This is a genomic window from Sphingobium sufflavum, from assembly GCF_021403115.1.
GTDB lineage: Bacteria > Pseudomonadota > Alphaproteobacteria > Sphingomonadales > Sphingomonadaceae > Sphingobium > Sphingobium sufflavum.
Window position 1 is genome coordinate 1 of the sequence record NZ_JAJSSH010000025.1, and the last position, 14,304, is coordinate 14,304.

14 protein-coding genes are annotated in these 14,304 nt (G+C 56.9%); 6 read left to right on the forward strand and 8 right to left on the reverse strand.

From position 1 onward, the window contains the following. On the forward strand, positions 1-207 hold a 207-nt coding region (locus tag LWE61_RS20200; protein WP_234151681.1), incomplete at its 5' end, for a transposase. 67 nt (positions 208-274) lie between these two features. Here the strand turns inward: LWE61_RS20200 and LWE61_RS20205 are convergent. The 4 genes from LWE61_RS20205 to LWE61_RS20220 form a co-directional block, all read right to left on the reverse strand. Next, positions 275-1,987: a class I adenylate-forming enzyme family protein gene (locus LWE61_RS20205; protein ID WP_234152451.1), complete on the reverse strand. Its 1,713-nt coding sequence runs from the start codon at positions 1,985-1,987 to the stop codon at positions 275-277. Between the two features lie 20 nt (positions 1,988-2,007). Beyond that, positions 2,008-3,195, reverse strand: coding sequence for an FAS1-like dehydratase domain-containing protein (locus LWE61_RS20210; protein ID WP_234152452.1), 1,188 nt, complete (start codon positions 3,193-3,195; stop codon positions 2,008-2,010). 90 nt (positions 3,196-3,285) lie between these two features. Then, entirely contained in the window at positions 3,286-4,269 is a 984-nt protein-coding gene (locus LWE61_RS20215) for an SMP-30/gluconolactonase/LRE family protein (RefSeq protein ID WP_234152453.1), read from the reverse strand. A 65-nt stretch (positions 4,270-4,334) separates the two neighbouring features. Next, a complete protein-coding gene (locus tag LWE61_RS20220) occupies positions 4,335-4,979 on the reverse strand; it encodes a TetR/AcrR family transcriptional regulator (RefSeq protein WP_234152454.1) in 645 nt (214 codons plus the stop codon). Between the two features lie 240 nt (positions 4,980-5,219). Here LWE61_RS20220 and LWE61_RS20225 point away from each other — a divergent pair, with 240 nt between their 5' ends. The 5 genes from LWE61_RS20225 to LWE61_RS20245 all read left to right on the forward strand — a co-directional run bounded on the left by LWE61_RS20225 (position 5,220) and on the right by LWE61_RS20245 (position 10,563). Continuing rightward, positions 5,220-5,570 carry a 2Fe-2S iron-sulfur cluster-binding protein gene (locus LWE61_RS20225; RefSeq protein ID WP_234152455.1) on the forward strand — a complete coding sequence of 117 codons (351 nt, stop codon included), beginning with the start codon at positions 5,220-5,222 and terminating at the stop codon, positions 5,568-5,570. 45 nt (positions 5,571-5,615) lie between these two features. Continuing rightward, the gene (locus LWE61_RS20230) at positions 5,616-6,599 is read left to right on the forward strand and encodes a cytochrome P450 (protein ID WP_234152456.1); all 984 of its coding nucleotides are present in this window, start codon (positions 5,616-5,618) and stop codon (positions 6,597-6,599) included. Continuing rightward, positions 6,577-6,879, forward strand: a complete 303-nt coding sequence (locus LWE61_RS20235; RefSeq protein WP_234152457.1) for a cytochrome P450 — start codon at positions 6,577-6,579, stop codon at positions 6,877-6,879. The genes LWE61_RS20230 and LWE61_RS20235 overlap by 23 nt, the downstream gene beginning before the upstream one ends. 82 nt (positions 6,880-6,961) lie before the next feature. Beyond that, a complete protein-coding gene (locus tag LWE61_RS20240; RefSeq protein ID WP_234152458.1) occupies positions 6,962-9,463 on the forward strand; it encodes a TonB-dependent receptor in 2,502 nt (833 codons plus the stop codon). Positions 9,464-9,498: 35 nt separating this feature from the next. Next, positions 9,499-10,563, forward strand: coding sequence for an NAD(P)H-dependent amine dehydrogenase family protein (locus LWE61_RS20245; RefSeq protein WP_234152459.1), 1,065 nt, complete (start codon positions 9,499-9,501; stop codon positions 10,561-10,563). A gap of 143 nt (positions 10,564-10,706) precedes the next feature. On the opposite strand, the gene LWE61_RS20250 is transcribed toward LWE61_RS20245, so the two are convergent. The 4 genes from LWE61_RS20250 to LWE61_RS20265 form a co-directional block, all read right to left on the reverse strand. Next, positions 10,707-11,306 carry a carboxymuconolactone decarboxylase family protein gene (locus tag LWE61_RS20250; protein ID WP_234152460.1) on the reverse strand — a complete coding sequence of 200 codons (600 nt, stop codon included), beginning with the start codon at positions 11,304-11,306 and terminating at the stop codon, positions 10,707-10,709. Positions 11,307-11,694: 388 nt separating this feature from the next. Beyond that, the gene (locus tag LWE61_RS20255) at positions 11,695-11,916 is read right to left on the reverse strand and encodes a hypothetical protein (protein ID WP_234152461.1); all 222 of its coding nucleotides are present in this window, start codon (positions 11,914-11,916) and stop codon (positions 11,695-11,697) included. A 77-nt stretch (positions 11,917-11,993) separates the two neighbouring features. Next, the gene (locus LWE61_RS20260; protein ID WP_234152462.1) at positions 11,994-13,190 is read right to left on the reverse strand and encodes a cytochrome P450; all 1,197 of its coding nucleotides are present in this window, start codon (positions 13,188-13,190) and stop codon (positions 11,994-11,996) included. A gap of 72 nt (positions 13,191-13,262) precedes the next feature. Then, a partial coding sequence (locus LWE61_RS20265) for an amidohydrolase family protein (RefSeq protein WP_234152463.1) occupies positions 13,263-14,304 on the reverse strand: 1,042 nt, incomplete at its 5' end.

Sequence of the window (14,304 nt, forward strand, 5' to 3'; positions counted from 1 at the left end):
ATCACGATAGAGATTGTCCGCAAATTCGCCGATCAGACCGGTTTCGTCGTCCATCCCAGACGATGGGTGGTCGAACGGACCTTCGCATGGCTCAACCGCAATCGCCGCCTCGCCAAGGACTTCGAGCAAACCATCAAATCCGCAACTGCGCTACTCTATGCCGCCGCGGCTATCGTTCTCATCAGGCGCGTCGCTCGTTACGCATGAGATCCAAGACAGGCTCTCAGAAGATGGCAGGCCAATGCAACCCAGTTCGGACCTAACAGATTATAGTCTATGCCTGCCTTTCCAGAGCGTCGGCCAGCCGCGCGCTCGCCAGATTCCGCAGATCGCCGGCCTTAATCTTCGCGCTGCCGGTGAGCGTCACATCCTCCTCGGATAGGAAAATCACACGACGCGGCACCTTGTAACTCGCCAGCGTCTGCGCGGCAAAACTCCGAACGGCAGCCTCGTCGAGGGGTATGCCATCATGTGGAACGATGCAGGTCACCACCAGTTCGCCCAGCAATTCGTCGGGAATGCCGACCGTCTGGGCCAACTTCACGCCAGGGCATTTGCGAACTACGCCGTCGATTTCGACCGGTGAGACATTTGCGCCGCCGGTCTTTATGATGTCGTTCAACCGCCCTTCCCAGTGCAGATGGCCCAGATCGTCGATGAAGCCGCCGTCGCCTGTCCGCAAATAGCCTTCGCCATCCAGCGTCTCATCGAGTGGCACGCCGAGATAGCCGAGCATAAGTGTCGGTCCCTTAACCGCAATTTCCCCGCGCTCACCGCGTGGCACGATGTGGTCGCTCAGCGGATCGACGATTTTTACGGTTGATCCCGCCGTGGGAACGCCGTGGCCTGAGCCCATCTTTTCCTCCGCCGTTCCGACACCGGAGACGGTGATGAGGGTGAATGTCTCGGTATTGCCATAGGCTTGGTTGGGGTCGTGCCATGTCGTTGACACAGATGGGTGTCGCCCAATGGGGGACTCGCAATCGACATAGCGGAGGGATGACAGATTGACTTTGCCCCAATTGGGTGCGGCTTCCAGTTGCGCCCATTGGTGTGGCCATGCGCGAAGCAGAGTGACGCGTTCCGCCTCCATGAGGGCCAGGGCCGCCTCCGCCTGAAAGCTGGGTTGCAGGACAAGCGCGCCGCCGGACGAGAGTGTGGCACCGAGCGCCATCGCGAAATTGCCGGACCAGAAAAAGCCATTGGCTGACCAGCAGCGCACGTCGTCTTCGACTTGCAGCCATGTGCGCCATCGCCAGAGTTGCAGGCAGACGCCACGATGCGAACTCAATATTCCCTTTGGTTTGCCCGTCGACCCCGACGAGAAAAAGAGGATGCCGGGATCACTGGGGTGAACATTGTCCATGGCGGCCTTTACTAGGGCAGATTCCACGCCGTCGCCGTGGGCGAGAAACGCATCCCAACCGTTAATCGCGCCGACGCTTGTTTGATCATCGACCATGGCGATTGTGCGCAGGTACGGAAAGGCAAGGGACATGAGCTTGCCTGGAGCAGCATCAGTAATCGCTGGTTCCAGATCGATTAGCATCCGGGCGAAATCCTTTTTCAGGACCCGGCGCTCGATCAGCAACATGGAACAGGCGGATGCTTCGAGCAGTAATTTCAGCTCGGTCTTGGTGGAGAAGGTGCTCAACGTCACAGGAACGCCGCCGGCCAACGCGGTGCCGAACACGCAGGAGAGAAACTCCAGCCTGTTCGTTATCAACACGCCGACGCGCGTTCCGCTTCCGACGCCAGCCGCCAGCAATGTCTTTGCCACCGCGAGGGACTTTTCCCACAGATCGCGATAAGACCAGCGGATCATGATCTCGCCGCACGGCATGCAGGCGGCTTCATTGGGGCCGAATTGGCTCGTCACCTCCCGCAGATAGCCGCCGAGAGTCAATGCGCCGATCTCCGCTTCCTCGGCGAGCGCGATACCATGAACAAGCGATACGCCGATGGGATCTGATGTGGGAGCAGTCATTGCGGTCTCTTTCAGGGTGCTCAGTAGGGAAGTTCGACTTCGTTGAGCGAGGACACGACGGTGTTGCCGGCTTGGTTTGACATGCGAACCTTGATCTGCACGACCGGGAAACCCCATTCGCTCTTTTCGATCTTGTCCACCACTTCACCCTCGATAAAGGTGACGTCGCATTCGAACGCAGGACCGCGAAAATCCGACTTGGCATGGCGCACCATCCCGTCGTGCCCTGCCCAGAAGGCGAGATAGTCGGTGTTCCATGCAGCCATTGTCGCGCCATAGCCATAGGCGCGGGACATGCCGACTTCGCTGGCTTTGCTGTCGTCGATATGACCACGGGACGGCCCGACATACAGGCCGTCGCGTGCGCGCGGGTCGATGAGCGCGAGGTCGTCGTCAAAGCCAAAGCCGTCGACCCAACCGGGATCCTGGTTGATCCATGGATCATCGACGCCCTCTGGAGCCGTCCATTCGAAACTGCCCCAGTTGTTGAACAGGAACGCACGATATTCGGTCGTGAAACTGGCAATGCTATGGGGGCCGATCACCCGGCGCGGGAGTTTGTCGCCAATGCTGACTGCCTCGAAATGCGGCGACTTGCCATCGCGGTTCGACAAGAGCCAGTCATGCCGGATTTTGTCGATCTCGAGCAGTTCGGTCGGTGTCCATCGCTTCAACTCGCTCAGCTGATTGTCATACATGCCGAGCTTTTCTGCTTCCGCCGCCAGATAGCGGATAGCGGTCGAGCGGGCTGTGGCAATCTTCTGGCCATGTTGGTTACGATGGATGGTGTCCCCGCGCGAAAACATGGTGGGACCAGCGAATTTGGTCTCAGAGACCTTATAGTCGTGAAATCGTCGCTCCTGGAATAACTGGTCCCCGGGCCTGATATGCGTGCCGTGCCACCACCATTCCTCGCCACCGAAGATCAAATGCGAACCGGGTATGTTTCCCACACAGGCAGGTTGGCAGCCATGGCCATAATCGAGCGCCACCGCCATGGATTGCGGCGCTATGATGTCGCCGAATTTCGACCTGCGGCCGAACCCAATGTCCCAATGGAGCGGATTGACATAGTCCATTGCCATCACCCACCGACGTATGTCCGTCCGATTGCACGGTTCCAGCAACTGTCCGCCACCGACCAACTGGCCTACTCGATGCTCCACATCGCTCAAATCGAGCGCTGCTCCTGAACTTTGTTCGGACACGTCGTCTCTCCAATACTGCTATTGTCCACGCGATAGAATATGCGCGCAGCCCAATGTTCGTCACATTGTTAGCAGCTGGATGGGGACGGGTCAATGCAACAAGATGCGCGGGACGATGGAAGCATTCAAATGGTGATGCGCTAAATCATAGGGTATCGAAATAGTTTCGCGATGGCTGTTGAAATTGCCGCGCAACGAGAATTGCGTGCGGGCAACAGGACTTCCCACAACTGCTATCTTGCAACGCCACAGATGTGATACTTCGTGATTGGGCAGTCGTCCGCCTTTCAGCACTGAAGACCGGTCAACCGGGACTTCGGTGAGATAGACAGTGTCGCTACTTCCATGGGCAAAATGTATTTGGCTGACGCCCTCCAAGGGCGTGGCGATAATATGCTTGTTCACGCCTGCCGGAGAAAGGCAACGAATCGTCCCTGATTGAAATCCTGTGATCCATAGATCGTCGTTTGCATCCAGCGCTATTCCATCGCAATCATGCTGGTCGGACAGTTGTCGCAAGTTGCCAAGCGTTCCATCGGCCATAATGTCCATTGCGCAAGTTCCCTTGTAAGTTTCATTTATATAAAGTGTCTTGCGATCAACGCTGACGACGAGGCCATTGGCAAATATTGAGCCATCGTGCAGGCGTCTCAATTTTCCATTATTATGCAGATGGTAGATTGATGAAGGTGCTGGTTGCGCATGGCGGGCGATTGCGCCGATATCCACTGTGCTGAAATAAATCCCTCCTATGCGGTCAGGGGTCATTTCGTTGACGCAGCCAATGGGGTGTCCGTCGATCTTGTTGAGTAGCCATCCACCTGCTCCGCTGTCAGGATTTGTCCAAGCGATACCACCCGATCCAGAAGACAGTATGCAACCGTCCCAGTTGAGGAGAATACTGCCTATCCACAATCGGTCAGGATTGTAGCGGGCGATCTGGCGATCGCTATGCAGTCGGCCGATACCTCCGGCCAGAACATCACTGAACCACAGGCACTGATAGTCATCATCGACGCTAAGGCCTTTCAAATAAAAGCCGCCAGCCAGCCTCTGGAATTCTCGAGCGTGCAATATTGTCTCCTAAATCGCTTAGGAAAAGCGATGATTTTGGGTCGCAGTAACGTAGTGGTTTCAGCCTAATCCTTGTCCCACCGTATGCGGGCGTCTATCGAAACTTTTATTACTTCCTGTTTGGGTGCTGATTTTTCGGCTGTTGTGTGGCGCACAAGCGTGGGCTGGATTGCAAGGCCATCCAATATTTCTGCGATGCGCGTGATCGGTACATCATTGGGCTGACGCAGCCACCATGCTATGATCTCGACTGTGGCGGTCACGCTGAAGACAATTCCCAGCTCGCGCGGAACCCACGTGTCGGGTTTTTCGTCAATCCCGCTATAGGCTTGGTCGACTTGGCGGATAAAGCCCTCACGCATGGCGCCCGCCGCCCCCCCGCTCAGCAGTGCGGACCACAAGGTGCGATGCTCATGGACATATCGGGCCAGCGCGACGGCCGACGACTGCTCTCCGGTGGATCCAAGAATGGAAACGGCCATTCCAACAAAGGTTTCGATCTCTGTCGCCGCTACGGCCTCCAGAAGTGCCGCCTTCGTCGAGTAATGCCGATAAAAGGTCGCCTGGCCTATGTCCGCAGCGGTGACGATGTCCTTGATCGTGATGTCATCGAACTGCTTGGACTCAAGCAGTGTCAACAGGGCGGCGCGCAGTGCCGCGAGGCTGCGCGTCGCTCTTGCGCCAGTGGCAGGGGCTTTTTCTTCCGTCATCCTGACTCCTGATATCGCTGGCAATCGCAGGTGTGTCCTGTGCCAGCGGCAACTCTAAGGGCAATGTAAGGCACCGCATAGCGGGTTTGGGCAAAGCTATCATGGGCCGATCCGTATTGCCGGCGCATTTTCACCGGCCGATTGCAAAATGGAACATATATTACCGTTGACACGAATCAAATGATAATATCATCTCGTTAAACGAAGGGGCGATAGCCCTCGAGCTTTGGGGAGGATGGCATGACGGGCGTTTTGGTCAGTAGGACAAATGCCGCCATAGGCTTGTCGGTCACTCTTCAGGATGGAGCCATCCGAGAGATTGTGTCTCATGAAGGCACCACGTTAATGGAGGCTATTCGTGATGCCGGAATCGATGAGATGCTGGCATTGTGCGGCGGTGCCTGCGCATGCGCAACTTGTCACGTCTATGTCAGCGAAGCCGATGCTTCCTTGCTGGACCCGCTCAGTGACGACGAGAATGAGTTGCTTGAGACGGCCGTTTCGCGGAATGGCCGGTCGCGGCTTGCCTGCCAGATCCGACTGACGCAACAACTCTCCGGCCTCGCTGTCACCGTCGCGCCAGAGGAATAATCGCTTTCTGTATAGGGGTGTTTCTGGTTTTTGAGGCGGTTGCATATGCTGGAAGATATTGACTTTTATACGGATTTATCCCTCGTGGAGAATCCGATGCCCTATTTCGAGGCGATTCGGAAAAAGGGTGCTGTTCATCGCCTTCCCAACAGGAACGTCTTTGCCGTCACGGGATATGAAGAGGCCATACAGGTCTATTCTGACACGGGGAATTTCTCGTCGGTCAACGCGGTAACCGGCCCCATTCCCGACGTTCCGTTTGTTCCAGAGGGCGACGACATCGGTGAGCAACTGATGCGCCATCGCCCCGATATGCCATTCTCCAGTGAAGTCGTCGGGCTGGATGCGCCGGATCATGCGCGCATGCGCTCGCTTCTCATGCCGCTGTTCACGCCGGGCAAGCTGAAGAGCAAGGAGGAAGGGTTCAGGGCGGTTGCCAACCGTTTGATCGATGAGTTCATCGAGCAAGGGCTGGTGGAGTTCATAAAAGGCTATGCCAATCCACTTGCGACGTTGATTATTACTGAGCTGCTGGGCGTGCCGGAGGCTGACAGGAAGGATTTCAGGAAGTTCTTCGAAGGCGGGACGGCCGGCGAAGTTGGGGCCAGTGCCGAGACGATTGCATACAACCCCCTCATCGAGATGGGCATGCGGATCGCAGGTTATATTGCGGAGCGTCGGCAGAACCCGACGCACGATGTCCTGACCGAATTCGCGCTGGCCAAATTCCCCGATGGGTCGACGCCTACACTGGAGGAAGCCGCACGGGTCGCGAGTTTTCTGTTCGGGGCAGGGCAGGATACCACCGTCAAGCTGTTGGGCACATCGTTCCGCATTCTGGCGGAGCATAAGCATATTCAGGAGGACTTGCGCCGCGAGCCTGCACGAATTCCGGCATGCATCGAGGAGGTCCTGCGCTTTCAGGGGGGGCATCAAGACAAGTCATCGCCTTTGCAGAAAAACGACATCGATTGGCGGCGTCGGCATACCTGCCGGTGCGACCGTCATGATCGCCAATCTGGCAGTTAATCGCGATAGCCGCCGCTATCCTGATCCTGACAGTTTCAGCATGGAGCGCCCGCGCGCGAAGGAACATCTGGCGTTCGGACGCGGTGCTCACACCTGCGCTGGCGCGCCTCTGGCCCGCGTCGAAGTGCGGCTCAGTCTCGAACTGCTGCTGTCGCGTCTCGATGACATCGAACTGAATACAGGCGTCCACGGTCCGCCGGGCGATCGTCGTTTTCAATATGAGCCAAGCTATGTGTTGCGTGGACTTGAGGAACTTCACCTGAACTTTGTCAGGAAATGAAATAAGTCACAAATGTGCGATAAAATTGTTAGAGATAAATAATAATAAAATACTGATGTATAATATCTAGAAGGGAGGATATATGAACTATCGTCTTTTGAAGTCTTCTTTGGCGACTAGTACTGCCATTTATTTGCAATTGTGCGGCGGAAGCGCTGCCTGGTCTCAGGCACAGGTTGAATCTGGGGCCAACAGAGCGACTCAAGATATTGCGGACATCATCGTCACGGCACGGCGGGTCGAGGAACGACTTCAGGATGTCCCCATTTCGATCACGGTGTTCAATCAGCAGCAGCTGGCGGATCGCAACGTCGTCAATTCCCAAGATCTGGCGACCTACACCCCATCCCTGTCGGTGAACTCAAATTTCGGTAGCGAAAATACCAGTTTTGCCATCCGGGGATTTGTGCAGGACATCGGAACCGCCCCGTCCGTGGGCGTCTATTTCGCCGATGTCGTTGCGCCGCGCGGCGCAACGACCGGAACGGTGGCCGGCGATGGCGCCGGTCCGGGCAGCTTCTTCGACCTCCAGAATGTGCCGGGTCTCAAAGGTCCGCAGGGCACATTATTTGGGCGCAACACCACAGGTGGCGCGGTGTTGCTCGTCCCGCAGAAGCCGACCGGAAAGCTTGAGGGCTATGTCGAAGCGTCTGTTGGCAATTACGACATGCGACGTTTCCAGGCTGTCGTGAACGTACCGCTCGGCGAGAATGTCAGGTTCCGTTTTGCCGCAGATCGTATGACACGCGACGGCTATCTTCGAAATATCTCGGGCATCGGGCCGGAAGCCTATGGCAACACTGATTATATCGCCCTGCGAGCAACCATGGTGGCCGATCTGACGCCGGATCTGGAAACCTATACCATCGCGTCGTACAGCCGCTCCGACACCAACGGCAGCATTCAGAAACTCATCGACTGCGCGCCGACTCTGGGTGTTGGCACGCCGCTGGCCTGTCCCCAATTGGCATCCCAAAGGGCGGCGGGCGGCTTCTGGACGGTGGCGGCCAACATGCCCAACCCGCGCTCGCTCCTCGAACAATGGCAGTTGGTCAATACGACGACCTGGCGTGCCACCGACAATTTGACGATCAAGAATATCGTCAGCTATGCCCAGTTGAAGAATTTCCAGCGTTCGCCCTATGTGGGGAGCAATTTCTCGCTGGGCATCGCACCGCTCGGTATTCCGACGCAGCAGGTCGCCTTCGCCTTTATCAGCCCCATTCCCGGCCTGAATTCGGCTGACCAGTCCACCTTTACCGAAGAGTTGCAGGTGCAGGGAAGCAGCAGCGATGGGCGTCTGGTCTATCAGGTCGGTGGCTATGTGGAGATGAGCGATCCACTGGGCACCATCGGCAATCAGTCCCCTGTTCTCCTAGCATGCCAGAATTCGGAAGCCCTGCAATGTACAGACGTTCTGGGCATCGGTGCGAGCGCCCTAAGCGGTTTCACTTTCCCGGTTCGTGTCGGCGCGCTGAATTATACAGACAGCCGTACCAAGTTCAGGAGCTATGGCACCTATCTTCAGGCGACCTACGGCCTGACGGACACTCTCAAGCTTACGGGCGGCGTCCGCTACACCTGGGACAGGCAGAGCAATATAAGCAAGCGCATTACCTATGTCTTCCCGGTGACACCTCCCTTTACGGGCGGCGCGACCGGAATATGCACTGACCTGAACACGGCTCCGGGCTGTAGCGAGGCCTTGCGGCAGAGTTCGGAAAAGCCGACATGGCTGGTGAGCCTGGATTATAAGCCGCTCGACAATCTGCTGTTATACGCCAAATATACCCGGGGATATCGGTCTGGCGGCATCCGTGCCAGTTCGCCTCAGCAATATCGCATTTTCGGCCCCGAAAAGGTGGACGCCTATGAGGCTGGTCTAAAGGCTGATTTTACCGGCGCGGTTCGAGGTCGCTTGAATGTCGCTGCTTTCTATAATGATTTCTCCAGCCAGCAACTTGCCGTAGGGTTCGATCCCGCGCCCGGAGCGGCTGTCTCGAATACTACTGGCATCGTAAATGCGGGCCGGTCGCGGATATGGGGTGTTGAAGTCGAGGCTGGACTCAAGCCGTTCGAGGGTTTTGCGATCGACGGTAGCTATACCTATCTGAACGCGCAGATCAGGCAGGTCAGCCCGCTCACCCTCAATGACCCCAACTATGTCGTACAGGCGCAGATCGCTCCCGGATCGCCGCCCTTTCTTTCACCGCGTCATAAATTGTCCGTCACTGCCAACTATCAGCTTCCCCTGCCCGATAGTGTCGGGCGCATCCGGATCGGGGCAACCTATAGCTATACCGGCAAGCAGGTGACGTCCTATCTCTATGCCAATCCTGCGATCGTAACGGCGTATGGCGGCCAGAATTATGGCACCTTGCCATCGTACAGCCTGCTGAACCTCAACCTCAATTGGGAGAGGGTGGCCGGTTCGCCGGTCGATGCCTCGGTGTTCGCCACCAATGTCACCAACGAGAAATTCTACACCTTCGTCGCTGGCCTTGGAACGGCCGGGTTCGAGACGGCAAATTTGGGCGAGCCACGCATGTACGGCGTTCGTCTCCGATATCGCTTTGGCCAGTAATTGCCGCAATCCAATCAGAATGGGGGTAGATAAGGATGGTTGGAACAGAAAATGGCGAGCGGGACGGGCGACATACCGTCGTCCAGTGGGCCACCGGCACGGTGGGCGCACATTCGCTCAAAGCCTTGATCGTGCATCCTCGCCTTGAACTCGTCGGCGTCCATGTCCATTCTCAGGGCAAGGAAGGACTGGACGCCGGCGATTTATGCGGCATGCCAAAGACAGGTGTCCTGGCGACGCGGCAGATCGACGCGGTGCTGGCGCTGCGTCCTGACTGTGTCCTCTACATGCCGGAGGGCTGCAATTATGAAGAGCTATGCCAACTTCTGGAGGCAGGCATCAACATCATCACAACGCGCGGAGAATTGTTCAACCCCCGCATGATGGACCCTGCGGTGCGTGCGCGTGTGCAGGCTGCGTGCGAACGCGGGAACGCATCTATCCATGCGACGGGAAGCAGCCCCGGTTTCATCACTGAAGCCTTGCCGATTGTCCTCTTGTCGATCCAGCGGCGCCTCGATTGTCTAACCATCGACGAATATGCCGATCTGGCCCCCGCCTGCTCTCCCGAGATGATTTTCACCGTCATGGGGTTTGGCGAGACGCCGGAGGCATTCGCCAAGCGGGACATGGCGGACATGAACGAGTGCTTCGCGCACTCTCTCGGCGTGTTGGCCGATGCAATCGGCTTGCCATTGGATGACGTCTGTTTCGAGCATGAGATAGCGACGGCCACAGAGCGCCAGCCTATTGGTGACGGCTTTATCGAACCGGGAACGGTGGCTGGCTTGCGGATGACCGTATCGGCCGTCTCTGGCGGCAGGGTCGCATTGCGGTTTCGGACGAACTGGTATTGCACGCGCAAGCTAAATGTAGATTGGGGGCAATTGCGAGATCATGGCTGGCGTCTCTTGATGGAAGGCGATGCGCCGATGGACATCGACATCGCGTTTCCAATACCTGCAGGCCAGGCAGAGGGCACATTGCCCGGTTACACGGCACACCGTCCGATCAATGCCATTCCGAACGTGTGTGCCGCAAAGGCAGGGATCGTGACCATAACGGATCTGCCACAAGTTCTGCCGCATCTGGGGCTTTGAAGCGCAGCTAACGCATTTTCCAGGCAGCTGGCATCATCTGCCAGCTTGGAAAATACGAAAAACAAAAGACAGCCAGATTGAGCATGATCCGATCCAGTCTGATCGGATCATGCTCTAGTCGAACCGCGCTTCACAATGCGGGATCACCCCTCGCTCTGCACCATCTCATCCGCAGATTTGGAGAAGGCTGCGAAATTGGCTTCAAGTTCAACACCCATGGCGCCAAAAGCCCATGCGTTCATGGTGAACAGCCCAACGGTATATAGAAAGTCCATAATCTGCGTCTTGGTCATATCCTCGCTGAGTATGGCCCAGATGGAATCGTCTATCCGGCCCTTTGCGCAAAGTTGGTCCATCGCGCTGATGAACGCCTGTTCGCTGCGGTTCCAGACGGGGTTTTCCCCTTCGAACTGGAGCGCTTCGAATTCGGCATCGGTTATGCCAACTTTGCGACCGGCATGGACATGATGGGTCCACTGATATTGTGAATCATACCGCCACGCGACGCGCAGTACGATCAGTTCCTTCTGTCGTGCGGTCAGCGACGACTGGATGAGGATATATTTACCGAAATCAAGGGACGCGATAGCGAGTGGTGGATGGTTGGCCAAGGTCATCATCGTGTTTGACTGGGAGCCGTTTTCACGGGCGGTCGGGCCTTCCCAATAGGCGAAGACATCTCTTGCCTCATCGGTCCATTCAGCGCGGGGAAGGGGGAGAATGCGTGGCGTCGTCTGCGTCATGGGAATCACCATTGTTGAAAGGCTGCGTCGGGAGAGAATGGTCGGAGGCATCGTTCATATCGCGCGGTCCCCTGATATCGCCTCCTGCCCTGACCTGCGGCGCTCTAGGTAAGGAAGCCTTGGCATCTGTGGCGCGAGAGCTGTTAGTCACGGCAGTTGCCATTAATGCTGCTCCAGCAATCTCCAAGGTCTTAAAACGTCCGCCCGGCTCGCCCTTTTCGTACGGCAAGGTCGGACCGCGATAATTTGCATGACAGATAGTTCGTCACATTGGTAGCGTCAAGCGATTGCGCGCTGCGGCCAGCCAAGGTTGGGACGGTCGCGTGCTCGGATCAAGCGCTTGATGTTCGTTGGAAAGTGAGAACAGCTTTGCGCCGCTATTGTGTCGTCAAGCCCTTGGCGCCTGTCCGACGATTGCAAGTCCGCCAAAATGGAGGACCATGAGGAACATTATGAAAATGCCGAACCAATAGAGTCCTGGTCTTTCGCTTCGCGTCGACTGATAGCCGTTACCGCCACCAATACGTCCCCAGCGCAAGGATTGGATCAGGATCCATGTCCAGAAAAGGGCGAGCAGGATGTCTGCAATCCTTAAAAACAGCGTGGGCATTATGCTCCCCTCGTTTTCTTACGCAATCATAAGGGCATTCGCCTGCTCCCATCAAGCGATGCCCACGAATCCATCCTTCAGCTTCGCAACCGGGCGGGCAGCGAAGCGACGCCTCTGACGTTCGACAATATCGCGCGTGTCGCGCGGGACGTGTCGACCTCGAACTGCGGATACCGGCTGAACAACTCCTCAAAGACAATTCGCAGTTCAAGCTTGGCAAGGTGAATGCCGAGGCACCGGTGAATACCAAGGCCAAAGAAGATCGACTCTGCGTGAGGCTTGCGGCTGATGTCGAAGATATCGGGAGTGGCGAATTTGCGTTCATCGTGCATCGCCGCGCCGGTTAAGAGCATCGTCTTCGATCCCTTGGGAATGGTCACGCCATGCAATTCGACATCGCGGGTAGTCGTTCGCCCCTGCAACTGCGAAGGAGGGTCGAACCGCAAAACTTCTTCGATCGTGTTGCCGATCAGACCGGGATTGTTGAGCAATTTTTCTCGTTCGGACGGAAAGCTTTGAAATGCCATGGCGCCGTTGGGAATGGTCTTGGCTACCGTCTCGTGGCCAGCGGCGGCCAATTCGCCGAACCGGAACGCCATTTCATCATCGGTGAGGCGGCGAATAATCCCGTCGTCGTCTTCGATCTCACTTTGAATCAGATAGCTTATGGGATCTTCTCGTGGCTTCGCCCTACGCTCGCGAACGAGGCCCCGGTAGATGGTATTGGCGGCTTCCATCGTTGCGCCAATGTCTTCCATCGAACTATTTTTATCGCGGAACAGCATTTTGTTGGTCAAATGATGGATTTCCGCGCGATATTCGGTCGGAATGCCGATCAGTTCGCTGATGACCTGCAAGGGCACCTGAAGCGCGAATTGCTGGACGAAATCAAACTCATCCTCCTGTGCGGCGGCTTCGAGCAGGGACACCACCAGATTGCGGATAAACGGTTCAAGTGCACCCATCCGCGCAGGCGAAAAGACCTTGGTGACAAGGGCCTTGTGCCAGCGATGTTCCGGCATGTCCTTGACGATCAGCAGGGGCGCATAGGCATCCATCCCCTCGATCGTTACACCGCCTGCGCTCGAAAAGGTCAGATGGTCGCGATGGGCGGCGCTGACGTCGTCGAAGCGCGACAGCGCCCAGAAATTCAGGTCGCGGTTGTGAAATACTGGCGCTTCGTCGCGCAGCCGCTTGTAGGTCGGGTAGGGGTTTTCGGCGAACCCCATTTCATAGGGGTTGAGCGCGACAGGATCGGTGCGAACATCATGCATGGGCCGAGTCTCCGGAATTTTTGGGGGCGTGCGGCGGTGTGTACGATTGACAGAGGCACACTGCCGGGATGTTCAGGCGTTCGCGGGCGCAGCCTTTGCGATCTCCGCCATGCGCTTTTCATTCTCATGGTCCATGAACTGGCGCATCACATCACCCGAAGTCACGGGCCGTGTTTCACCATCCTGAAGCGGGCTTTCGCCGCCCGACGAACGGGGGGTCACGTCCACCTTGTCAGCCAGTGCTTTCTTGCGGAGTGCCCCGACGGTCAGTTCCTCACGCTGGTAATGCTGGAATGGATCGAACCGGAGCCAGCGCATGGCATTGCCATGAGTGATCTTGTCGATCTGGGCGTCGGTCAGATGGTTAATCGTCGGCCACAGATGCTCCGGCACTTCGGGCCAAAGCGTATCGGAATGGGGATAGTCGCACTCATAGGCGATGTTATCCTCCCCGATGAACTGGATATTCTGAAGCCCGAAGGCATCGTCGATAAAGCAGTTGAGGAAGTGTCGTTTGAAAGTGTCGCTGGGCTTCAGATCGCCGGGGAAGCGGGAATTGGTCCACGCCTTGTGCCGCTTATTGGAAAAGTCGGCCCGCTCCATAAAATAGGGAACCCAGCCGATGCTGCCTTCCGACAGGGCGATCCGCAATGTCGGATATTGCTGGAGAGCTTCCAACTGGAGCCAGTCGGCCGCGCCGACCGCAATGGTCATGGGCATGGTGGAAATCCAGGCTTCGATCGGCGTCTCCATGGACGCATGCGGTGCGGGATTACCGCCGCCTATATGGAGGCAGATAGTCATGTCGAGGTCCGCCACGGCTTTGAAAAAGGGCTTCCAATAGTCGTTATGGATGCTCGGCAGGCCATTGACGGTCGGATTTTCATTGACCGAGATGGCATGACAACCCTTGTCAGTCACACGCTTCATCTCTGCGACGGTCGCGTCCATATCCCAGGTGGGCAGGATCGCGCACGGAATGAAACGTGTGGATCGGCGTGCAAAAAGGACCCCGTTATGGGGGTGATCGGCGTCTAAAAGGGACCCCCATCTCGATGGTTTAGTTGCGTCCGTTTGGTGATGACCAGACGGCGGGATCGGGATGTTGATATTG